The sequence below is a fragment of the Companilactobacillus musae genome, assembly GCF_003967595.1.
Taxonomy (GTDB): Bacteria; Bacillota; Bacilli; order Lactobacillales; family Lactobacillaceae; genus Companilactobacillus; species Companilactobacillus musae.
Map to the genome: position 1 here is coordinate 403,848 of NZ_BIFW01000001.1, position 21,780 is coordinate 425,627.

General features: G+C 33.0%; 26 protein-coding genes and 1 pseudogene. 8 read left to right on the plus strand and 19 right to left on the minus strand.

Annotated features, from left to right (window positions below):
* Positions 1-296 precede the first annotated feature (296 nt).
* From LAB100_RS01970 to LAB100_RS01980, 3 genes are all read left to right on the plus strand, one after another.
* Complete coding sequence (locus LAB100_RS01970; protein WP_162894181.1) at positions 297-1,433, plus strand: CAP domain-containing protein; 1,137 nt, start codon at positions 297-299, stop codon at positions 1,431-1,433.
* A 152-nt stretch (positions 1,434-1,585) separates the two neighbouring features.
* Positions 1,586-2,116, plus strand: coding sequence for a hypothetical protein (locus LAB100_RS01975; RefSeq protein ID WP_119326196.1), 531 nt, complete (start codon positions 1,586-1,588; stop codon positions 2,114-2,116).
* Positions 2,117-2,127: 11 nt separating this feature from the next.
* A complete protein-coding gene (locus tag LAB100_RS01980; protein WP_119326195.1) occupies positions 2,128-2,337 on the plus strand; it encodes a helix-turn-helix domain-containing protein in 210 nt (69 codons plus the stop codon).
* Between the two features lie 71 nt (positions 2,338-2,408).
* Here the strand turns inward: LAB100_RS01980 and LAB100_RS01985 are convergent, their stop codons facing one another.
* The 3 genes from LAB100_RS01985 to LAB100_RS01995 form a co-directional block, all read right to left on the minus strand.
* Positions 2,409-3,050: an NAD(P)H-binding protein gene (locus LAB100_RS01985; protein WP_119326194.1), complete on the minus strand. Its 642-nt coding sequence runs from the start codon at positions 3,048-3,050 to the stop codon at positions 2,409-2,411.
* Positions 3,051-3,198: 148 nt separating this feature from the next.
* The gene (gene arsC / locus LAB100_RS01990) at positions 3,199-3,603 is read right to left on the minus strand and encodes an arsenate reductase (thioredoxin) (protein WP_281273970.1); all 405 of its coding nucleotides are present in this window, start codon (positions 3,601-3,603) and stop codon (positions 3,199-3,201) included.
* 100 nt (positions 3,604-3,703) lie between these two features.
* Positions 3,704-4,552 carry an NAD(P)H-binding protein gene (locus LAB100_RS01995; protein ID WP_119326192.1) on the minus strand — a complete coding sequence of 283 codons (849 nt, stop codon included), beginning with the start codon at positions 4,550-4,552 and terminating at the stop codon, positions 3,704-3,706.
* Positions 4,553-4,681: 129 nt separating this feature from the next.
* On the opposite strand from LAB100_RS01995, the gene LAB100_RS02000 reads away from it, so the two are divergent.
* Together LAB100_RS02000 and LAB100_RS11515 are read left to right on the plus strand one after the other, a co-directional pair.
* Entirely contained in the window at positions 4,682-5,269 is a 588-nt protein-coding gene (locus LAB100_RS02000) for a TetR/AcrR family transcriptional regulator C-terminal domain-containing protein (RefSeq protein ID WP_119326191.1), read from the plus strand.
* Positions 5,270-5,326: 57 nt separating this feature from the next.
* Positions 5,327-5,562, plus strand: a pseudogene (locus LAB100_RS11515) (YbaK/EbsC family protein); the annotation flags it as partial.
* 215 nt (positions 5,563-5,777) lie between these two features.
* Here LAB100_RS11515 and LAB100_RS02005 read toward each other — a convergent pair.
* Genes LAB100_RS02005 through LAB100_RS02015 form a run of 3 tightly spaced genes read right to left on the minus strand, consistent with a single transcriptional unit; the run spans position 5,778 to position 8,192 of the window.
* Positions 5,778-6,164 carry a nuclear transport factor 2 family protein gene (locus tag LAB100_RS02005; RefSeq protein WP_119326190.1) on the minus strand — a complete coding sequence of 129 codons (387 nt, stop codon included), beginning with the start codon at positions 6,162-6,164 and terminating at the stop codon, positions 5,778-5,780.
* Between the two features lie 17 nt (positions 6,165-6,181).
* The gene (locus LAB100_RS02010; protein ID WP_162894179.1) at positions 6,182-6,919 is read right to left on the minus strand and encodes a LytR/AlgR family response regulator transcription factor; all 738 of its coding nucleotides are present in this window, start codon (positions 6,917-6,919) and stop codon (positions 6,182-6,184) included.
* On the minus strand, positions 6,912-8,192 hold the full coding sequence (locus LAB100_RS02015) for a sensor histidine kinase (protein ID WP_119326188.1): 1,281 nt from the start codon (positions 8,190-8,192) through the stop codon (positions 6,912-6,914). Before LAB100_RS02015 ends, LAB100_RS02010 begins: the two co-directional genes overlap by 8 nt.
* A 290-nt stretch (positions 8,193-8,482) precedes the next feature.
* On the opposite strand from LAB100_RS02015, the gene LAB100_RS02020 reads away from it, so the two are divergent.
* Together LAB100_RS02020 and LAB100_RS02025 are read left to right on the plus strand one after the other, a co-directional pair.
* Positions 8,483-9,781, plus strand: a complete 1,299-nt coding sequence (locus LAB100_RS02020) for an SLAP domain-containing protein (RefSeq protein ID WP_162894178.1) — start codon at positions 8,483-8,485, stop codon at positions 9,779-9,781.
* Positions 9,782-9,861: 80 nt separating this feature from the next.
* On the plus strand, positions 9,862-10,332 hold the full coding sequence (locus tag LAB100_RS02025; protein ID WP_119326186.1) for a hypothetical protein: 471 nt from the start codon (positions 9,862-9,864) through the stop codon (positions 10,330-10,332).
* A gap of 61 nt (positions 10,333-10,393) precedes the next feature.
* Here the strand turns inward: LAB100_RS02025 and LAB100_RS02030 are convergent, their stop codons facing one another.
* The 12 genes from LAB100_RS02030 to LAB100_RS02085 form a co-directional block, all read right to left on the minus strand.
* Positions 10,394-10,801 carry a cytidine deaminase family protein gene (locus LAB100_RS02030; protein WP_119326185.1) on the minus strand — a complete coding sequence of 136 codons (408 nt, stop codon included), beginning with the start codon at positions 10,799-10,801 and terminating at the stop codon, positions 10,394-10,396.
* A 59-nt stretch (positions 10,802-10,860) separates the two neighbouring features.
* Positions 10,861-11,529 (minus strand): SAP domain-containing protein, encoded by a 669-nt coding sequence (locus tag LAB100_RS02035; RefSeq protein WP_119326184.1) that lies wholly within the window; start codon positions 11,527-11,529, stop codon positions 10,861-10,863.
* Between the two features lie 23 nt (positions 11,530-11,552).
* Positions 11,553-12,131: a helix-turn-helix domain-containing protein gene (locus LAB100_RS02040; protein ID WP_162894177.1), complete on the minus strand. Its 579-nt coding sequence runs from the start codon at positions 12,129-12,131 to the stop codon at positions 11,553-11,555.
* A 145-nt stretch (positions 12,132-12,276) separates the two neighbouring features.
* Positions 12,277-13,098: a Cof-type HAD-IIB family hydrolase gene (locus LAB100_RS02045; protein ID WP_119326182.1), complete on the minus strand. Its 822-nt coding sequence runs from the start codon at positions 13,096-13,098 to the stop codon at positions 12,277-12,279.
* A gap of 93 nt (positions 13,099-13,191) precedes the next feature.
* The gene (locus tag LAB100_RS02050; protein WP_119326181.1) at positions 13,192-13,605 is read right to left on the minus strand and encodes a hypothetical protein; all 414 of its coding nucleotides are present in this window, start codon (positions 13,603-13,605) and stop codon (positions 13,192-13,194) included.
* A 162-nt stretch (positions 13,606-13,767) separates the two neighbouring features.
* A complete protein-coding gene (locus LAB100_RS02055; protein ID WP_119326180.1) occupies positions 13,768-14,589 on the minus strand; it encodes a Cof-type HAD-IIB family hydrolase in 822 nt (273 codons plus the stop codon).
* Positions 14,590-14,690: 101 nt separating this feature from the next.
* Complete coding sequence (locus LAB100_RS02060; RefSeq protein WP_119326179.1) at positions 14,691-15,659, minus strand: electron transfer flavoprotein subunit alpha/FixB family protein; 969 nt, start codon at positions 15,657-15,659, stop codon at positions 14,691-14,693.
* A complete protein-coding gene (locus LAB100_RS02065) occupies positions 15,660-16,457 on the minus strand; it encodes an electron transfer flavoprotein subunit beta/FixA family protein (protein ID WP_119326178.1) in 798 nt (265 codons plus the stop codon). It lies immediately after the preceding gene.
* 9 nt (positions 16,458-16,466) lie between these two features.
* A complete protein-coding gene (locus tag LAB100_RS02070; protein ID WP_119326177.1) occupies positions 16,467-17,591 on the minus strand; it encodes an acyl-CoA dehydrogenase family protein in 1,125 nt (374 codons plus the stop codon).
* A gap of 255 nt (positions 17,592-17,846) precedes the next feature.
* Entirely contained in the window at positions 17,847-18,170 is a 324-nt protein-coding gene (locus LAB100_RS02075) for a bacteriocin immunity protein (protein ID WP_119326176.1), read from the minus strand.
* A 110-nt stretch (positions 18,171-18,280) separates the two neighbouring features.
* Entirely contained in the window at positions 18,281-19,246 is a 966-nt protein-coding gene (locus LAB100_RS02080; protein ID WP_119326175.1) for a 2-hydroxyacid dehydrogenase family protein, read from the minus strand.
* A 73-nt stretch (positions 19,247-19,319) separates the two neighbouring features.
* Entirely contained in the window at positions 19,320-19,685 is a 366-nt protein-coding gene (locus LAB100_RS02085) for a MerR family transcriptional regulator (RefSeq protein WP_119326174.1), read from the minus strand.
* A 62-nt stretch (positions 19,686-19,747) separates the two neighbouring features.
* On the opposite strand from LAB100_RS02085, the gene LAB100_RS02090 reads away from it, so the two are divergent.
* A complete protein-coding gene (locus tag LAB100_RS02090; RefSeq protein ID WP_119326173.1) occupies positions 19,748-20,962 on the plus strand; it encodes an MFS transporter in 1,215 nt (404 codons plus the stop codon).
* Positions 20,963-21,003: 41 nt separating this feature from the next.
* Here the strand turns inward: LAB100_RS02090 and LAB100_RS02095 are convergent, their stop codons facing one another.
* Positions 21,004-21,750 carry a hypothetical protein gene (locus LAB100_RS02095; RefSeq protein ID WP_119326172.1) on the minus strand — a complete coding sequence of 249 codons (747 nt, stop codon included), beginning with the start codon at positions 21,748-21,750 and terminating at the stop codon, positions 21,004-21,006.
* Positions 21,751-21,780: the final 30 nt, after the last annotated feature.

Here is a 21,780-nt window from a genome sequence, read left to right on the forward strand (position 1 = left end):
TTCTCAGTTTTATTTTCTTTTTACTTTACTTTGGATTATTTGGCGGCTATAGAAATTGGACCTCATGGATTGTATTTATAGTTATATCAGCAATACTATCTTTGTCACTCTACTTTATTAGCCGACTGGTGGACAAATTTAACGGGAAATCACATTAAAAATATCTGATAATTCTGCCCATTGCATTGATATTTAATTTTAATTGATTGGCTAGACACTGTTTAAATCACCAAAACTAATATAGAATATTAACTATAAGCAATACATTCGGACAAATAATGAACGGGGGGATTATCATGTTTTCAAAAATAAAAAAGACTACTATTTTGGTCATTGCTAGTACGCTATTAACTACTACCCTTGGGGAAACTGTTATAAAAGCAGAAAGCATTGATAACTCTGCTGCTGAAACTGCAACAACTAATGATTCATCCCTAATGGCTACAACACAATCAAGTTATGAGGATATCGATGTAGCAGCAGTTAAAGCAAACATGCTAACAGAATTAAATCGTTTAAGATCTCAAAATAATCTACAACCGTTAATCTCCGTAAATGTTTTAACTAACTATGCTCAGAGCAGAACTGATTCATTTACAAATACTGGTGTCGATAATCACTCCAATTGGAATACCAGTGATATGTACCCTTATAATCTAACCGCTGAAGAGAATATTTCTCAAATGCCCTATTCTATGATTGGTACAACTGATCCACTAACTATTGCCCAAAAGGTTACCAATGAATTTTATTCCGAAGAATATGATAGAACTCCTGATTACGGTCATCGTAAAAATATCCTCAATCCTTACGTAACTTATGTTGGTATTGGTGTAACAGTTGCTGATAATGGTATGATTTATTTTTCACAGGAAATAGGTAATGACGAGGCATCGAGAGATAAGTTTGATCCAAGTACAATTGCTAATTATGATGCTACTAGACAAAACGATTATGCTAATCCATCAAAATACGATATTGCTGATAGTAAACGTACAAGTGCCGACTATACTACCCGAGATGATTATCAAATAGCCGATATCCGTGGTGGAGTTTCAACCAAAAATTACAACACTCCTTTGTATGACCGCTACGGCAATAAACGTGATAATTTAGATCTATCTCCTAATTCTGATTGGTTATCTGATATCATCGCTACAATTAACGGTAAAACATATTATCATGTCAGCAACGATGGTTTTGTTTCAAGTAAAGATGTCTTGCCATGGGCTAAATTTCTTTATGGATCAAGCATCACTACAACTACTGAAGCAAACATCTACGACAATAATGGTAATTTTACCGGACGAAAAGTAACTGCTGGCAGTAAGATGGCAATTGATCGTCGGGCTATTAATCCATTAACTAAAATCAAAATGTACCATATTGGAGTTAATGCTTGGGTACAAGAAAACCAAGCTAAATTAAATTAGAAAAACAATCTTTCGTAATTGAAAGATTGTTTTTTTAATACAAATATATTTTCAATATTTTAGTTTCTTTAAATTATTGTTTTGCAATAATTAATTATTGTATTGCATATATTTATTAATGTTATACAATAACTTTTGGGGGGGTGTTTCAAATGAAATATTTAACAAATTTTATTCTAAAAGCAGTATCTATTCTAACAATTGTTGCCGAAGTTATATTCTCCTTAGGTACATTTGGAGTTATCTTCTCCACGATCATGATGTTCATTATTTCGGGAAGTGATAAAGAAGATTTCAATAAATATATTCTTTCTTCAGGAAACTTAACCAAAGGAACTCTTTTATTGGCAGGTATAAATGCGATAGTTATTTTTGCATCGCTAATTATCACAATGCATTCACTTAGAAGAGTCGTAGATAATATATCTAACAAACAATTTTTTGTGGCTTCAAATTTATTAAATATCAAAAAAATGTTAATATCAGTTTCGATAGTCACTCTTTGCAATATTTTCAGTATGTTTTTCTTTGCCAGTGCTCATGTAAGTTCATTGAGCGGTGTCTTCTCTAATTCTTGGTCTCAAATTGGTATATATATCATATTTGTTGCTATACTCTATACGATCTACTTAGTTTTCAAATATGGATTTGAGTTACAAGAGGATTCAAATACAGTAATTTAGGTGTGATATTAATGATAAAAGTAAATCTTGACATAATGATGCTAAAAGCAAATATCTCTTCCAAGGACCTCGCTAAGAAAATTGGAATTACTCCAGCCAATCTATCAATTCTAAAAACAGGGAAAGCAAAGGGCATTAGATTTACTACTTTAGAAAAAATATGCAAAATTTTGCATTGTCAACCGGGAGACATTCTAGAATACATTGACGATAAAGAATAAATGACAGTCCTCGATTAAAGGACTGCCGTTTTTATTTAGGAGAAAATGTCCCCCTCTAAAACACTAAATTATTACATAAACCTAGGCTTATCTCCCTCAGTATTAGGTTTATTCAATCCAATGCTAGCTCTCAAATCTTGACGTGGTTTGTTGACCAATTTCAAAACATAATCGGCCACGCTAGCACGAGAAACTTCTGTCCCTTTAAATGACTGGTCCAACGTTGTTTCTTCGTAATCAACTTCATCATTATTTGTTAACCAAGCTGGACGGACTTCGGTGTAATAAATATCTGAATCTTCCAATAGCTTAGCCGATTCTCTAAAGCTGGGCAAAAAGGCAGAGATTGCTTGTTCATTCCATTCACCAAATTTACCTGATACTTCGTGATGAGCACCTAAAGCACTGATAAAAATCAAACGTTTTTTGTCTGCTTCTGCCATTGCCTCCAAAATACTTTTAGTTTGAGCTCCCAAATCAGTTCCACCGACATTTGAATAAATAATATCAGCTGGTTTCATTGCTTTAGCTAAGTCCTGAGTTTTCAAAACATCCCCATCAATCACTGTTACTCGATCATTATTTTGATATTGACTAAGACGTTCTGCTTTTCTTAAATAAAGGATTAAATTATTGTCAGTTTCATTTAATAAACGTTCAGTTAAAATTCTAGCTGTACCACCATTAGCACCAATAATCATTACTGTACTCATATATAATATTCCTGCTTTCTCATGTTTTATTAACTTATGAGAATATTTTAGATTCAGTTAAATCAAATGTCTAATACCTATAATTAATGGATAGCTATGCAAAAAATGAATAATAAAAAAATGGAGTCTATTTAAGAATAAACTCCATTTACTTTATATTTTTAGCCAAATCACTAATATTTTGTTTAATTTGATCTCGAACTTCACGAAAAACTATCAGTCTTTCCATTTCATTTCCACTTGCTTGATTGGGATCTTTTAAGGGCCAGTGAATCCTTTTTACAGAACTAGGAGTAACCGGACATTTATCCTTAGCATCACCACATAAAGTAACCACGATTGAACATTGATTCAAATAATCTGTATCAATTAACTTAGAAGTGTTATGCGAAATATCAATACCTACCTCGTTCATCACTTTAATTGCTAAAGGATTAACTCCATGAACTTCAACTCCAGCACTTCTCACTTCCCAATCTGAACCTAATATATCTTTTGCGAACCCCTCAGCCATCTGACTACGGCACGAATTGCCCGTACAAAGAAAATAGATTTTTTTTCATTATCCCATATACCCCTATTTTTGAATTTAGATGTTTTCTTAATATTACTATTATTTATTATAATCACCAGATATTTCCGAGCTTTTTTAACTACTTAAATAACAATTCTTTAATTGCAACAGGTAGTTTTGTCAAAGGATGACCTAGAACTTTTTCAAATTCAGCCGAATCGGCTAAATTCTCACCATTATTACCTTTCAAAGTATATTCTTGGTATCCTTCTGAAACCAAAGTTCCTTGGCTTGAAATACCAGCACTCATCAATTCAGGTACGAACTCACTCGAAGAAACTTGCTTAATATCTAAGTCAGTATCTAAAGCTTCTTGAGTTGCTAAGACAATTTGTCCATAGGTTTTAGGTTTCCCCGCCAAATTAACAATATGACCATAGTTTCCGTCTAAAATAACTCTTGCACCCGCTTCGGCATACTCTCTTTTCAAGGCAAAAGAAAGTTCTCCCTCTTTTGAAAAATATGGAAACTTTTTAGTTTTCTCAGCATAATCAAACAAAGCCTGATTAACCTCCATATACCAACTATTTCTTAAAAAAGTATATGGAATACCAGAATCTTCAATCCATTTTTCAGTTTGCTTATGGATACTTTCTAATCCAAACTTGGCATACTCTGGTTGATAAATGCTAGTATATGCAATATATTTTACATGATTAATTTGTGCGGCCTGTACAACATTTTGCTGAATGTTAGGTATGGAAACTGATACAAATAACAGACGATCAATCCCCTTTAAAGCATCAATCATCGAATTAGCATCGGTAAAGTCACCAATTCTAACATTGACACCCTTTTCCTTCAAAACCTGACCCTTAGTTTCATTTCTAACTAATCCATATAAATTGGCCCCTGGCACAAACTTTTTTAAATAGTCAATCGCGTAACTTCCATACTCGCCACTGGCCCCAGTTATCATAATATTCATAAACTTTACTCCTTCTCACTTTCAACTTATAAATAAATATAATCGGTAATTTAAGACTTTTCATTATACAAAACATATAAAATGTATAAACATTATATATAAAGCTGAATTTATATAAGGAAGGTTAAAATGTCACTAAAAAATCAAACCAAATTATTGTTCGCCCATGAACTAGAACAAATGCTGAAAACAATTCCCATAGACAAAATACGGATCGTTGATCTCTGTAAAAGATGCAATACAATACCCCAGACCTTTTATTATCATTTCCATGATAAATATGAATTAGTTGCCTGGATATTCTTGAATGATTTTTCAAAAATCTATGGTGACGATACTCCAGAATATTCCATTTCAAGTATCATTCGTAATCTGGAACAAATGGCAAAGCGTAAAACATTTTATCAAAGAACTTACACTGATCATTCACAAAATTCTATTAATCAATACATTCAAAAATTCAATGTTGCCTCGGCTAAAATCGCAGTTGAAAGTGTATATCAAAAAGATACAACTACAGAACAAATTTATGAAATCAAATATCACTCATATGGAAGTATGGGACTATTCAAAGAATGGTTAAACAGTGAAAGTTCTATTACCATTCCAGAATTAGCTACTCTTCAATATAACCACACACCTGATTTTTTACGAATTGCTTATCAAAATTATTCATTTAAAAATTCTAAACTAAAGCCCATTTTAAATTCTGATTAATAAAAAATGATGATACACTGATATAAATGCATTTGTTTTAATTTAGGAGGAATCAATATGGAACCAGCAGAACAAGTTGAACAAGCCTTAGATAAAATGAATATTGAATACCAAATCGTTTATCATCCAGTAGCACATACTACTGAAGAAGCCGATAATTATATAGAAGAAATTGTCGGCGTTAGGACTAAAACTATGTTTCTAACTAAAAAACTGAATGTTATTTATTAATTATGGACGATGCTAAAAGATTAGATTTCCACCAATTTCAAGAATTAACTGGTGCCAAACGTCCCATTTTGTCAAAACAACTGATATTTTACAATTCGCAAAGAATTTGGACTATGAATATCATATTTTAGAATTGGATAATATTGACTAAGTACTTGAGAAAACAAAAACTAAAAACAATTTTTACTTTATACATTAAAGGGAAATGGCATCTATTAAGAAACTCAGGTATATTTTATCCACCTTGGGTACTTCTTAATAGATGCCATTTTTATTTCTAGTAATGGTATGGAAATTCATGTTCACTATTTGATTTATATTCTCTAATACTAGTAATCATCCCTTGACGATCAAACTGGATAATTGAGATTCCATCAAAATTACATGCGGTCTTCTCCACACTAGTAAAATTCCAAAGTACAAAGAACGTGTTATCCATCGTTGGCCAAATCTTTTTAACATCCCAACTCAAGATTCGCCGTTTTTGTTTCTTCTCTTCAATCCACTTTTCAATTTCTGCTAACGAAAGAAAACATTTTCCTGAAGAATCTTGATAAGTACAGTCAATAGTCATAAGATCCTCTAAATGTTCAAAATCATTTGTTAGCCACATATTAAAATATTCATGAATTACTATTTCTTTTCTCTCAATTATTGATTCCAATGTACTCCCTCAATTCATTATTCTTGAACCATCTTAACTAATTTTCGACATGCTAAAACTGAACTTATAATCTTTTCACCATTGACCATAGTTATTTCTCTAGTGTGGCGGTCGATTGATTTAATATTATTAACGTTTACTACATAAGACTTATGACATCTAAAAAAGGCATCGTTTTCAAATTCTAATTCCTTAACTGTACTGTAAAATTCAAACTGACCATCGAGTAAATGAACAATAACCTTATGTGGAACCACGGAACTCTCAAAGAACAAAATATCCCTTACTCTGATAGACCTGACATGATTTCCAGTTTTCACCTGATAATAAACCTCATTATCGACCCCGCTTCTATTAAACAGATCATTACAAGCATTGATTACCTCAATTACACGTTTTTGAAGTCCTTTAGAATCATCCTTCAAAATGTAATCCAATGCTTCAAGTTTATATTTAAAGGTCAAAAATACCATTTCGGAATGGCTAGTAACAAATACGAATTTGCCATTAAAATCACGTTCTTTTAACTTATCGGCCAATTCTATACCATTTATATCCGCATTCAAATTGATATCCAACAAATACAAAGCTCGATCAACTTTGTTCTTTTCTAAGTATTTCAAAACTTCATGCGGATCTTCCGTTGCCAAAACAAGTTCCATATCTAAATTTTCAATCAAAAGGTAATTTTTCACATAACTAACAATTTGCTCCAACTGTTTCGGATCATCTTCACAAACAAAAATTTTAATCAATTCTGCTATCACCCATTTCAATAGTTATCTTCTGTAAGAAGATGCGATTCTTTTTCATCGTTTCTAAAGTTAATGCATGGTTTCGATCAATTATTTCTGATAGGTTACTCAGACCTACTCCCCGATTATTGCCCTTAGTCGAAAATCCCTTTACTCTCATCTTCCAAACTGGCACTTCATTATCTCTGATGGAATTTTGAACAATAATCGTTATTTCTGAATCATCACTAAAAATACCTGCTTGAATGAAACCATCTGTCTGCTGTTTTGTTTCCTCAATAGCATTATCAAGGATAATTCCTAGCGCGATAACCAGATCAAGTGAATCAACGTAGAAATCAGTAATTAATTTCTTACATTCAAATGAAACTTCGATTCCCGACATTTGGGCCGAATATAACTTGTTAAAAAGAATACTTTTCAATTCTTTATTTCCAACCCGACTTAAATCTTCTAAACCATATTTTTGATGATTCAACTGTGATGATATCGGTTTGATTGAAGTATTATAGTATTTTTTCAAGCCTTCAAAATCATCCGTTTCAATATACTCATCCATCGATAAGAGAATATTTTGATAATCATGCCGAAACTTTCGTAATTCAGCGTAATGTTTTTCCATCTCATAAATATAACGATTGTCGTTTTTAATCCGTTGATCCTTGCTACGAATGATAAAGGTTCTTTTTAGCCTCATCATTTTGTAGTAACTAGCAGCTAATAACATAATGGCAATTAGAAACATAATAATCACGTTATAAACGACATTATCAAAGGGATTATCTTTTATAATCTCTGTCATTATTATCATTAGGGTAATAATAGTAATAGAAATTAACGAAACTATAGTTTCCAAGTTTGAAACTAGTAACTTTTTAGAAGGACCGATTGAGCGCATTCGTTTTAATAAAAAATACATTACCAAAACGAATAAACAATTTATAAGAATAAAAAATAGTATATAGAACGTATTTGAATTAAAATTTCTTGTCAAAATATCAGCAAAATGATCAGCAATAGTATTCAGGGTAAAGGAAATCGCTTCAATCACAATTGATACTTTAATATCCCTCGTTATTAGTAGAATATAAAGTAAAAACATAACTTGATAACCGACAATTGCTAAGGATTGTGCATATTGGTACAACAACAAGAGTGCTGGAAACAGCACGAATAATATGAACCAATCGGCTTTCTTATATTTAAAATCATTCAAGATAACTCGAATATCAACCAAAAAACAGATACTTTGACAAATTAAAATAGATACCATTATTTCAATTCCTTCTTAAATCCTCTATAAAAATACATCTGAATTATATCAAACAAATATTCTCTTTAGATTTAGTTCTCATAATCAGTACTATTTTTATCAAAATCAATTTTCGATAAAAAACATTTCCAAACAACTACTTCTCGTTAATGACTAAAAAAGTATCTTTTATGACACTTCTCTCTCTTTATTATTCTATCTTGTAAAATGTGAATGGAAGCAAATTGTTTATAATCTGGTAGTTATCAAACATTTACTAATTAAAATATATGCTCAGGGAGATGTCTAAAGTGAATAAAAAAAAGATTTTATTAGCTTCAACATTGGCAGTTTTAATTGCTCCAACAGTTTTAAATAATATCGGGGATCAATCAACAATCGCTCAAGCTGATCCTATTACTATCAATGGAGATACACTCAATAATCCCATTGGTACAGTCGATTACGGTGGGATTGATGCCGTTGACAGTAACGGTAATAAAACAGGATTATTTCTTCCTGGAAAATCATCTTGGAAACTTGGTTCAGCAATTCAAATCAATGGTCAAACTTACTATGGAATAGGCGTAAATCAATATGTCAGTTTACAAGACATTGTAGTTTCTGATAATGTTCCTCCAGTTGAAAATACCTTAGTAAAAGAAACTGGCAATCAAATTGGAACTTTGAATCAAGCAGCCACAGTTATTGATATGTCCGGGAATGCTAACGGCATTGTTTTGCCTGCTGGTTCTTCTTGGAAATTAGGAAATCTTTACAGTATCAACGGTTCCAATTATTATCAAGTAGCTACTAATGAATACATTGCAGAATCCACTGTAAATACCAATAATTCAGCAGGATCACCAGTCGTTGCAACCCCAGAAAATACTGACATTGCTTTACCTACTGACACACAGATTTTCGACGACAACGGAAATGCCACTGGCAAATACTTACCAAAAGGTAGCTTCTGGCACTCTGATTTTTCAAAATCTATGAATAACTCTAGATATTATCGTATTGCTACTAACGAATGGGTAACGCTTGGCGGAAGTTCAACTTCAAATGTTTTTGATAATGGTCCAGTTACTTTGACTTTATCTAAAAACACTCAACTTTATAACTCATCAAGCAATACTTATACTCGTACTCTTCCAGCTGGTTCGGCTTGGAGAACTTTTAGTGCTGTCAAAAATAAAAATGATCAAATCTTTGTCAAAGTTTCTACTGACGAATGGTTACCTTTAAATGGAACTAATTTGGCTGATGGCTCCGTTACTTTTGCCGATATCGTCTACGCTGCAAATTATGATGCTGAATTTGCCGTAAACTACGATCAAGACAAAACCATAACGGCTAACTTGATCAAGGATCAAAAGGTTTATGACACTTCATCTAACTCAATGACTAGAACTCTACCTTCAGGCTCATCCTGGAAAATTTCTCAAGTAGTCCGTAATAACCAAAATCAATTCTGGGGTAAAGTTTCTAATAATGAATGGCTCCTAATTGATGCTAATACTATGAGTATGAATTATGGCGATTCCGATTCAGTTCCAAGCATGGCAACTAGCGAACCATCTTTTGCCACAAATATTGCTCAATAAATTCAACTCATAATATTGCAAAAACGTATCGTGGTCTAAGTTGACTATGATACGTTTTTATTAAGTACAAGGAAAACAACATGACTGATGAAAAATCAAAAAATTTAATTACTAAAATCATCTGGATAATCTGCGGTTTAATAATTCTTGGAATCTTCGGAATACCAAAGATCTATCAAAATTATCATTCAGCTCCCTATTACAATGCCTCTGGTCAAATGATCATTATTGAAAATAAAAAGACCAACACTCACAAATTAAATAAATATCAGAAACGTCAATTCACTAAAATAGCAAAAAGTACCATTGATAAAGAAGACGGTCCTTTCAAATGGAATAACTACCGAGTTGTCTCACTCGATGTTTACAAAACCAAAAAGAGGGCTCAATATGCTTTGGTCTTGAAAACTAAACCTAAAATAAATCTGAAGAACTCACAAGTTACCAGCTCAATGATAGTAGAATTGAAACACCGTAATCTGATTGATTACTATGATCTTTCAATTAAGAAATATTCATCAGATTTTTCTAACATTTTTAATTCTAAATGATTTTTGTATCAAATAAAAACAGACTAATATTCATGATTTTTCGTGAATATTAGTCTGTTTTTCATTTCATATATCCCCACCAATTAGGTAATAGCTCACCTACGGTGATAGTTTCTCTTTTATTATAATTGACCATAATTTCAGTATCTTTATTCTTTTCGGAAAACTCCATTAATGTTTCTCGACAACAACCACAAGGTAATCCATCAAGTCCTTCCGGGGGTGTTTCTCTGAAAGAAATCATTCGTTTAACTTCCATTTCTCCGCCTTGTAACATATTAAGTAAGGCTACTCTTTCAGCACAAAGATTAATAGTCCCACATAATCCCTCAACACAATAACCTGTATAGATTTTTCCAGATTTAGCTTCTAAGGCACAAACAACATTATTAGCATAAATAAATTTATTAAGTTCAGCCGGTTTGTACAGTGGACTTGCCGCCTGATATAGTTTATCCCAAATATCCATAATTTCACTTCTTTCAAAAAGATAAGCTTAATTATAGCATTTGATTAGTTTTTATTTAATTAAATTAACGTATTTAAATTATAATTAACCTTGTTATATTTTTTTAACACCTGAGCATTATCTGTTACCAATTTATGACTATATGTCTTATCACCCTTAGAATCTCTAACAATTTTCCATAAAATTGCCGCAACCTTTATCGGATACTGATAGTTGGCTGAGGACTTATCCTTATAGAAATCTTTAACAAAATTATTCCATTGATATGTTTTTTCTTCACTATTTTCATCCGTAATCTTATTATCACTTGAAAGCAATTTTATTAAATCTGCAACGGTAGCACCATTATCTTGATTCTTCTCAATTTCACGCATTTTTATTCCCATTGACTTACGAAATGTAAATTTTTTAACTCCAAAATAATCAGCAAAAAATTTTCTAGCCTCATTATTAAGTGAAAATCCCGAATTTAATAATTTGGTATCTAAGCGAATCTCTTCTGCCAATAGCTTTTTAGAGGTAGACCTACGATTTACTCTAATCTGTTTAATATTCTTCACTGGAATTCCTCTTAGAAATTCTCTTATATACTCTGACAGTTCAGCTTTAGTCCCAAAACTTGGTAATCCATATCTTCTACAAATAATTTCTAATTCTCTTTTATACCAATAGAATTTTTGAAAATCCTCTTCACTCATATGGTCATTAAATAATGGTCTTTCAGACATTTGAGGTACCTCCATTTAACACACTAATACAAAATCATTTTAACAATTATAATTACGATAAACGATAAAAAAGCTGTAATTAATCCACTGACCAAAATCAGTAACAATTCTCTCTTCCAGTATCCCTGACGATCTTTGACTTTTTCTTCCAAGCTCAATTCCTGATTATTAGTAAAAGCTACTATCTCTTTATATGTTTTCAAATCATTCTTCTTTTTAATCAAATCTACCCTAACCGCTGCTGCAAAGTAGATTACAAACAAGGTAGCTATAACTCCAATTCCAATCCAACCTAAAAAATAAGTCATCGGAATACCCACAAAAATTGCCAATAACCAAAAAATAATCATTACACCGGTCCAAATATCCATATCATGACTACTTAATTTCTTTTTCATCAGATCAACATCTCCCTTAATTAAAGTATCTAAGGAGATTTCAAATAATGAACTTAAGCGTAGTAAATTATCTATATCAGGATAGCTTTTACCATTCTCCCAGTTGGATATTGTTTGTCTTGAAACATATATTTTTTCAGCCAGTTCCTCTTGAGAAAAATTACATAGCTTTCGATATTTTTTAATCTGTTGATATACTTTCATTATTCTCATCTCCTCAACTTTAGGATAAACTGCTAATCTAAAAGAAACTATCAAACTTCTTTGACATTGAAAGCATTTGTTATAACGCCGTTATATAGTCATAAAAAAAGAACTAGAAATCCTAAAAATTTCTAGTTCTAACAAATTAGAAAACAAACTTATTGATCACTTCAGCCAAAGCATCATGATTATTATCAGCCTGGGTCACATATTTAGCAACATCTTTTGCTAAATCGATACCGTTAGATACACTAACTGGTAGACCCACAACCTTCAACATTGGCAAATCATTACTATTATCACCAGCAGCGATAATTTCTGACGGCTTAATTCCCAATAATTCACCTAGTTGAATCGTTGCACTACCTTTGTCAGTCCCAGCTGGATTAAATTCAACATAACGTCCCGAAGAAAATGTCACGGCTAATTTACTAGGATCAACTACTTTTTCAACATCATCACGCATTTGTTTACGTTCTTCAATCGTTGGTAAAGCCATGATAACTTTCATGATGTTTTGATCTCTAAATTGTTCGAAATCAGCAGTTTTCAACTCTTCAAAACTAACGCCACGATTCTTCAAGTAAGCTGAATCATCTGCTTGAGGATTGTAGATATACATTTCATCTTGAGTATATACATGAGTAGCAACTTTATCATTAGCGGCCCCTACTTCAAAAACTGCCTTAGCTACATCAAAGTCCATGGCATTGATTATTACGGGTCGATTATTTTTATTTTCAATAACCAAACCACCGTTATAGGAAATTGAATACTCATTTGGTTGGTTATATAAATTCATTTTTTCCAAATCATTTTGAAATGAAGCATAACCTCGACCTGAATTAACAACAAAACGGACGCCCTTTTTAGTAGCAGCTCGAATGGCCTTGGCATTTGCGTCTGACAAACTACCATCATCATTCATCAATGTTTCATCAAGATCGCACACAATCATTTTATACATAGAAAAACCTCACAATTTAAAAGTTAACTATTCCACCATATCGAAACCAATCATCAATTGCAACCGCTTTTATTACTTTATAAGTTAACTATTCTAATTCTCATTTATCATTGAAACACCGTTTTTAGTATTGTAGTTAAGATAGTTTTCTACCGTTAATCCGTGTTGTTCCATCTGAGCAGTATCTACGACACTAACACGATCAGGTTTGAAGTATTGGTTTTCCCCAACTTTCCACCAAGTCTTGCCATCAAGTTTTACTTTTTGAGCATACCAATGAGTGATTCTCGTTTTAGTAGTGATCTTCATGGTCCTGTTCGTAACTCTCATCGTGCCATTAACATATTGATAAACTCTTGCATCATTATTACTATCATCATCACCAATTGAAACAACAATTGTCTCAATTTTATTGGAATCATTTTGTACATCGGCTTGAGCTAGGTTAGTCGTAGTTACTGAAAACAATGAAAAACCTAACACCACTGCGATTACCAATCTTTTCATTAAATTAACCTCCGTATTATTAAGTACATTAAGCATAACATGAATTGCAAAAGAAAAAATCATCTTAATAATCAAAAAAGAACGGCGTCTGTTAAGAAATATTCAGGCATATAAGCATACCTTCCAATCTTAATAAACACTGTTCTTTTTTATTATAATCATCTATATCAACCGACTCAAAACGTTTAAAACACCTTCGTCATTATTCGATTCTGTAAAATATTCAACTTGTTGTTTGATTTTATCTTCGGCATTATCGACCACATAACCGTAAGGCGTCAACTTCAACATTGCCAAATCATTCTCATTATCACCGAAAGTCATAATTTCGTCGTCAGCAATATTGAATTTTTTCTGTAATTCATGTAGTCCCATGGCTTTATTAACAGAGTTATCACTGATTAACTCAGTATTGTAACCCGAAGTTTGACTTGATAAACCAGCTGGTAAAGATCCACGTAAGTTATTAACCATAGTCTTTATATCAACATGAGGGCCAAAAGTTATTCCGATACTAGTAATTTGGTCCTGCAAGCGAGTTGGTGTCACAGTTCCCAAATTATTCACACGCTGCAAATGATTATAGTAATGATATGTTAAATCATAAGCCGCTTGTGAAATAGTCTGATCGACATAAGCCGACTTAACTCCCACAACCAAGTGCTCTGCAATATCGGTTGGTTCAAATTGATGATTAATAGCATCCAAAGTAGCAGTAACTGCTTTTTCAGGAATTGCTTTAATCAATAATGGCTGATTATCACTATATACGACAGCACCATTTTGAGATACGAAATCCATTTCAGACTTAAACTCATCAAATTGATCTTGCAGACGTTGATACTGTGATCCACTAGCAGCGACTACACGAATACCTTGTGAACGTAGTTTTTCTAAAATTTCACCAAAACGTTGATGATTATAAGTATTTTTGTCATTAAGAAAAGTCCCATCCATATCAAAGGCGACTAATTTAATATTCATGGCTCTGCCTCCTTAAAAATTCATCATTTTATCATAGCACAATCTTTTATTAAAAATAAAATTAAAATGCTATTCCCAATGAATTTTTTATGGAATTCTCTTTACAGGTTTGCTTCCAAGGCTTTAGCAAACTCTTGAGCATTACCAACAAAATAATAGTCAGAGTACTTAAAGATTTGAGCCTTACTATCAGTATTAGCCGAAACAACTACTTTGGCATTAGCAATTCCTGCTGTATATTGAACGGCACCAGAAATACCAAGATTTAATAATAATTCAGGTGCCACCGTCTGACCACTTTGTCCAATCTGATCATCGATCGTAAAGTTATCTAAATCTGTTAACGGACGGGTTACCCCTACATTAGCGTGAAGCTTTTGAGCCAATTGCTGTGCTGTCTTAATACCAGGATCAGTTTTATCTCCTCTACCTAAAGCTACGATTCTCTTAGCAGTTGCTATATCGTCACTAGTCTTAGGTGGTAAAACTTGAGTTTTGATTTCTAGGTTGGAATCTTTTTGCCAATCTAAATTGGTAATATCTTCAATAGTCAATTCCGGATTGTCGTATTTTTCAGCACTAAAAACATTAGGACGAGCTGTTGCCATTTGAGGGCGATGATCGGGAATGATTATTTCACACATGATATTATCACCATAAGAAGGCTTAGTTTGAATTAACAAATCATCTTCAAACTTCAAGTCCAAACAATCAGCTGTTAATCCCGCTCTCAAACGAGCCTGAAGTCTTGGCGCAATTGAACGACCAACTACTGTAGCTGGAAAAATAAAAGTATTTGGAGTTCCTTTGAGCTTAATTAGATTATTCAGGGCATTAGTGATTTCCAAATCATCACCGTTAACCAAAGCATCGTCTTTAATGGTCATAATTTTATCAGGACCATATTCTGACAGTTGGTTTTCTAACTTATCAGCTTGCCCTTCAATCAAAACTACTACCACAGGATCATGACTGATTTGATTCATCTTAGTAATCAATTGATATGTTACCGGATTGATCTTTTGTAACTCAGTTTCCGCAAAGATCCAATTCTCTTTAATCACTGTCATCTATTCATCCTCCGCCAAAACATTTTGTTTCTTTAAAGCTGCAACCAATTCCTTAGCCGCAGCAACTGGATCATCAGCCAATTTATGACCTTGTTTAACAACTTTTTCAGGCGATGAAATTGAACAAACGATTGTTGGTGAGCCAGCCTGTCCAACCCGTGAATCTTCCAAATCCAAATCTTTTGCATGCCAAGTTGTAATTGTTTTATCAAAGCTCTTAGCAATTTCAACAACATTAGTATATTCAGGTTCATTAATTGTTTCTGTTATAGTTGCTAAAAGTGGTAATTTGGCCGTTATTTCTTGCTCAACAGTACCTAAATTCCGCTTAATCAATAAATTCTCATTTTTAGCAATCATTTTATCAGCGTAAGTTACTTGAGATACTTGCAACAACTCTGCAATAATTGGACCAACTTGACCAGTATCAGCATCAACTGACTGTTGTCCTAACAATACAAGATCAACATTGCCAATTTTTTCGATTGCTTTACCTAAAACATATCCCGTCGCCAAAGTATCTGCTCCAGCAAAAGCACGATCTGATAAAAGAACCGACTTATCGGCTCCTAAAGCTAAAGTTTCTTGCAAAGAAACAGCAAAATCATCTGGTCCCATAGTCAAGGTAATCACTTCACCGCCAACTTGATTTTTAATATCTAAGGCTGCTTTTAAAGCATGTAAATCATAAGAGTTGATCACGCCACCTAGGCCACGACGATCAATATTTTTAGTTTTTTCATCAATCTTTACATTGGTAGTTTCTGGCACTTGTTTTATACAAACAACTATTTTCATAATTTCCTCCTAGGCGCGATTCTTTGCTTCAATCAAAGCAATTTCAGTTCTCATCTTTTCAACTGTACCTTCGGCAATTTCCATTGCTCGAGCATCCCTGATCAAATGTTCTACTGGATAGTCCAAGCTATATCCGTAACCACCCAATATTTGTAAAGCATTATCACCAGATTTAACAGCACTACGACTACCATAGGCTTTAGCCATAGCTGCCTCTTGTTCATAATCTTGACGATGATCTTTTAGCCAAGCTGCCTTTTGATAAAGTAATTTAGTAGTTTCCTTAGCCACTGCTATATCAGCAATCTTTCTTTGAATACCTTGCATTTGAATAATTGGTGTATCAATAGCCTTTCGATGTGTAGCGTAATCAGTCACGATATTCAATTCATGTTCCATAATTCCGGTCAAAACAGCTCCCATTAAAACACGAGCATCATTATGAGCACTATCACCAATCTCTTTACCCATACCAATTTTGCCTAATAAGTGGTTTTCATCAACTTCAATATTATTCATGACAATTTCCCCAACTGGTACACCAGTTAATCCAAGAAAATTCTCCTGCTTACCATACTCAAAACCAGGCATATCTTTATCAACAACGAAAAATGATAATTCCTTAGGAGCTGTTTTAACTAAAACACAATAAATTTCAGCTAAACCACCATTGGTAATCATAATTTTGTCACCATTAATAATCCACTTGTCACCTTTTTTCTCAGCATGTGAAGCAATTCCTAAAGGATTAGATCCTCCACTAGGTTCAGTCATCGAAAAGGCAATGATTCTTGACTTAGATTGTGGTAAATATTCATCTTTTAATGCTTGATTACCATATTTAACAATTTGGTCGATCGACTTGAAATGTCCTTCCAAAGTAACTGCTAAGCTGGCATTGCCACGAGCAATCTCATTAATCATCGCAGCAGTCGTTTCACCGTCAAAACCTGCTCCACCGTACTCTTTTGGCAACATGGTACTCAAAAAATCATATTTTTTAATTTTATTGAACAAATCATTAACGTAAGAACGAGTATGATCAATCTCCATATCAAATGGAGCTACTTCATTAGTAGTAAATGACTTCACCATTCTTAAAAGGATTTCTTTACTTATTTGTTTTTGATCCATTAGAGTTCTCCTGTATGTTAATTTTTTCACATATAATTGTAAAAAAATATCCCATCTATATTGTGATGGTTTTATCATAAATCATTCGTTTAGACTTGTAAATATAATTATTTTATATCAAAAATAATAACGATAATAAATATTAAAGCTAAATCCCTCTGGCTTGGAATTGTAACCGTAAAACAAAATATAATTTTTTCTATAAAAAAATATCCGTATAACGACCAATATAATTGGTTACTACACGGATATTACTTATTCAAATTGAATTCTTAAATCGCCTAGACCAGTTGCCGTCCACTTATATCCCTTTAAACGAGAAATATCTTTCAATTGACTGATCAACTCGCCAACTCTCTTACCGTTTTTTTCACTCACATGATAACTATTAGTAAGAACTGTTATTGAGATTCCGTTAACCGTCTTAATAGCGACGATTTGAGCTGGCATACCATTATTCAGAGCCTTACCAGCTTTTAATAATACTTCTATTACTTCTGGATTATTATTTTCTGATTTGAAAATATGATACAGTTCATCAACTATTTCAAAAACTCTTTTAGAAATTTCATCTTCCATTTATCTCAACTCCCCATGTTGTAAATATATCATAACTAAACTTAAGTTTTCACAAAATATCCTGAAGCAAGACTTTTTTAATCCTAAACGTAAATTAAAATACATTACCCTTATAATCCATTAACAATATATTTAACCGGCTCACCTTTCAAAGCTGCAATTGTATTCTCAGCTACGATCGTAGCCATTGCTTCACGGGCTTCAACTGTCGCATTACCTAAATGCGGAGTTAATATAACATTTTTCATTTGTTTTAATTCATCGGAAACTTCTGGTTCATGTTCATAGACATCCAAAGCAGCACCGGCAATTACATGTTGCTGTAAAGCAGTTGTCAAGGCATCTTCGTCAATAATTGGACCTCTGGCAGCATTGATCAAAACTGCTGTTGACTTCATTTGAGCAAATTCTTTTGCACCCAATAAATGTTGCGTATGGTTATTCAATGGCAAATGCAATGTAACAATGTCAGATTTCTCTAGCAATTCAGTTTGATAAACAAATTTAGCTCCTAACTCAACTTCTCGGCTGACTGGTAAACGATGATGTTGCGTATAAAGAATAGGCATATCAAACGCGTGCATTCTTTTAGCAACTGCTTGTCCAATTTGTCCTAAACCAATAATTCCTAAAGTTTTACCCTGCAATTCATGACCCAAGAAAAATAATGGTGCCCAACCATTAAATCCTGTTGTCCGCATTAAATGGTCACCTTCAGCAATACGGTGCATTAAAGCAATAATTAAACCTGTAGTTGATTCAGCAGTTGAAACTGTTGAAACTATCGGTGTATTAGTAACTGGTATTTTTAATTTTCTTGCATAGTCTGTATCAATATTATTAGTACCGGCACCAAAGTTAGCAATTAACTTCAATTTAGGTGCGTGGTCCAAAATATCTTGATCGACCTTTGTGGAAAGTGGCGTTATCAAAAAATCACTGTCAGCGACATGTTCTTTTAACGTTGCCGCATCAATCAATTTATCATCCGTATACATATCAATTGTCAAATCAGTTGTCTTTAGTAAAGCAGCTGCCTTATCTGGAATTTTTCCAGCAATAAAAACTTTTGCCATTATTTAGACCTCCGTCTATTAATCTGATCTTTACTTTAATTATGGTCCCGCAAAGGTTTTTTGCCAAATTTTCTTACTTTTGATTTTCTAGAAATTTAATTTTTTCTTTTAAATACTTAATACTGGCAGTAATATCACTCTGTTTCTCTTGTAATACCGCAATTTTCTCATTCATCAAACGCACACGAGTTGGAATAGTTTCCGAACCTTGTCCACGGTAAGTTGTATATGTATATATTTCATCTATTGTAAAACCAGCTGCTTTTAATCTTAATAGCAATGCAACATGATCCACTTGTTTAGGTGTATACAAGCGTAATCTTCTAGGTCCATGATGTGGATGAATAAGCTGTTTTCTTTCATAAAATCTAATTGTATCTGGACTTAATCCCGTAATTTTTGAAAATTCTCCTATTGAATATAATTTTTTATTTGACATGGACTCAACTCCATTATGTAAGATAGAATCTGTTGTTTTCAGAAAATGGAGGATTTAATATATTGAATACAAATAATTCGCTTTTTAGTCGTGATTTTTGGCTACTAGCACTAACTAACTTTTTCGTTATGACCGGCTATTATAGCCTAATGGTTACCATTGGTTTATATTCCGTGAAACAGTTCCAAGCGCCAACTAGTATTTCCGGACTAATTGTTGGTATCACTGTAATCGGTATTCTTGTATCACGATTTTCTAGCGGTTATCTAACTCACATCTTCAGTAATAAGCAATTGATGATTGCAGGTACAATTTTACTTGTTCCTGCTACTTTATTATATCAGTTGGCTAGTTCCATTGTTTCTCTGATTATCGTCCGCCTTGTTCAAGGAATCGCGATTGGTCTTATTAGTACTGTAACTAATACTGCCGTCGTTCTACTATTCCCTAAAGCCAGAACTGGTGAAGGTATCGGTTATTTTAGTTTAAGTACGATTTTGGCAACTGCCATAGGTCCGTTTGCTGGACTTCTAGTAGAACAAAATTTTGGTTTCAATACCATGTTTATTATGGAAACTATCTTAGCAATTTTGGCATTATTCTTTTGCCTATTGGTTAATGGTCAAAAAATTGCTTTTCACTTCACTGAAAAACATCCCAAAATTTCAGTCCGAGATTTTATTGAACCCAAAGCTTTACCAATCGCCAGTACAATTTTTATTGTCGGACTAGGTTATGCCGCTATTCAAGCATACTTGAGTTTCTATTCTACTGAATTAAACCTTGCAACTTATTCTTCAATTTTCTTTTTAGTTTATGCTTTTGCTATTTTGATATCTCGTCCTTTCACCGGTAAAATTGTCGATCGATTTGGCGAAAATGCTGTCATCATTCCTTCTGCTATCATTAATATGTTGGGGCTATGTTTACTTGCAGTCACTACTTCGGGTTGGATGATGTTAATTTCAGCTTTCTTAATTGGTTTAGGCTTTGGAAACTTTCAATCAACTTGTCAAACGGTTGCCGCTAGAAGTGTTCCAATTGAACGACTTTCTCAGGCAACAGCAACTTACTTTATCCTTTTTGATTTAAGTTTAGGAGTTGGTCCCTATGCTTTAGGAATAGTTGAACCATTCACAGGATATCGTGGACTCTTTTGGTTAATGGGTATTATGGTAATAGTTGGTTTAGCCTGGTATTTATTAATTCATGGACATAAAAGTAAAACCGTCGATATAGATTTACCATCAGAAACTGTTGACAAAGAATTAGACTAAAAAGTGTGATAGCCATTTTGTTATGGTTATCACACTTTTTCTTATTTATTCAACTCTTTCGTCAATTTTTCTAGTCCCCGTTTTGCCACTGGATTATCATCCAACTTAGTTAATGCTCGTGGGTTATTAAGGTGATATTTTTTATCATTAGTATTCTTAACCCACATTCCATATTTAACATTAGTTAGATTATAAGTTTTAGCAAGTTTAAAATTGTCACTCTTCTTCACAGAAATTGAATTATTATTTTGAGGATCTAAGTCATCAACTGTTCCGACTGGTATCACACCCGCAATAATTTTTGAACCGATTTTAGGAAGTGGAATCTCTTGGTATTCTACCAGAATCTCATGATTGGCCTCTCGAGTTTGATTCCCATTTCGATAAAAGCTATTTGTCGTTGTAATGCCTCCACTAACTGAAGTATATATATCAGTGTTCTTTAGTGCTTTATTCCCTTTAATCACTCTATCAACATGAATCGTAACTTTTAAATCAGCCTTATTATCGGGACTTTTCATTCTTTGCAAATTATAAACTGTTCCCTGAATAATAACTTGATTGTGTTTTTTGAAATCACTCATCGAAGTAGGAACATACTTTGAATTATTTTCTAATCCCTTTGGATGTTCCACTGGTAAATCAGCAATTTGTTTATGCCATCTTTTTTGATTTTTTTGAAGCAGGGTCATTTGTTTATCACTACTTAAAGTCTGCTTTCTATTACCACAAGCCGAAAATGGCAAAACTAAAATTATTGTCATCATAACTATTAGAAGCTTCTTCATTAAGAATCCCACCTTTGGAACAATTATCCC

Coding starts and splice junctions, on each gene's coding strand:
- LAB100_RS01970 (WP_162894181.1), top strand. CDS start 297: ATGTTTTCAAAAATAAAAAAGACTACTATTTTGGTCATTGCTAGTACG.
- LAB100_RS01975 (WP_119326196.1), top strand. CDS start 1,586: ATGAAATATTTAACAAATTTTATTCTAAAAGCAGTATCTATTCTAACA.
- LAB100_RS01980 (WP_119326195.1), top strand. CDS start 2,128: ATGATAAAAGTAAATCTTGACATAATGATGCTAAAAGCAAATATCTCT.
- LAB100_RS01985 (WP_119326194.1), bottom strand. CDS start 3,050: ATGAGTACAGTAATGATTATTGGTGCTAATGGTGGTACAGCTAGAATT.
- LAB100_RS01995 (WP_119326192.1), bottom strand. CDS start 4,552: ATGAATATTATGATAACTGGGGCCAGTGGCGAGTATGGAAGTTACGCG.
- LAB100_RS02000 (WP_119326191.1), top strand. CDS start 4,682: ATGTCACTAAAAAATCAAACCAAATTATTGTTCGCCCATGAACTAGAA.
- LAB100_RS02015 (WP_119326188.1), bottom strand. CDS start 8,192: ATGGTATCTATTTTAATTTGTCAAAGTATCTGTTTTTTGGTTGATATT.
- LAB100_RS02025 (WP_119326186.1), top strand. CDS start 9,862: ATGACTGATGAAAAATCAAAAAATTTAATTACTAAAATCATCTGGATA.
- LAB100_RS02030 (WP_119326185.1), bottom strand. CDS start 10,801: ATGGATATTTGGGATAAACTATATCAGGCGGCAAGTCCACTGTACAAA.
- LAB100_RS02035 (WP_119326184.1), bottom strand. CDS start 11,529: ATGTCTGAAAGACCATTATTTAATGACCATATGAGTGAAGAGGATTTT.
- LAB100_RS02040 (WP_162894177.1), bottom strand. CDS start 12,131: ATGAAAGTATATCAACAGATTAAAAAATATCGAAAGCTATGTAATTTT.
- LAB100_RS02045 (WP_119326182.1), bottom strand. CDS start 13,098: ATGTATAAAATGATTGTGTGCGATCTTGATGAAACATTGATGAATGAT.
- LAB100_RS02050 (WP_119326181.1), bottom strand. CDS start 13,605: ATGAAAAGATTGGTAATCGCAGTGGTGTTAGGTTTTTCATTGTTTTCA.
- LAB100_RS02055 (WP_119326180.1), bottom strand. CDS start 14,589: ATGAATATTAAATTAGTCGCCTTTGATATGGATGGGACTTTTCTTAAT.
- LAB100_RS02060 (WP_119326179.1), bottom strand. CDS start 15,659: ATGACAGTGATTAAAGAGAATTGGATCTTTGCGGAAACTGAGTTACAA.
- LAB100_RS02065 (WP_119326178.1), bottom strand. CDS start 16,457: ATGAAAATAGTTGTTTGTATAAAACAAGTGCCAGAAACTACCAATGTA.
- LAB100_RS02070 (WP_119326177.1), bottom strand. CDS start 17,591: ATGGATCAAAAACAAATAAGTAAAGAAATCCTTTTAAGAATGGTGAAG.
- LAB100_RS02075 (WP_119326176.1), bottom strand. CDS start 18,170: ATGGAAGATGAAATTTCTAAAAGAGTTTTTGAAATAGTTGATGAACTG.
- LAB100_RS02080 (WP_119326175.1), bottom strand. CDS start 19,246: ATGGCAAAAGTTTTTATTGCTGGAAAAATTCCAGATAAGGCAGCTGCT.
- LAB100_RS02085 (WP_119326174.1), bottom strand. CDS start 19,685: ATGTCAAATAAAAAATTATATTCAATAGGAGAATTTTCAAAAATTACG.
- LAB100_RS02095 (WP_119326172.1), bottom strand. CDS start 21,750: ATGAAGAAGCTTCTAATAGTTATGATGACAATAATTTTAGTTTTGCCA.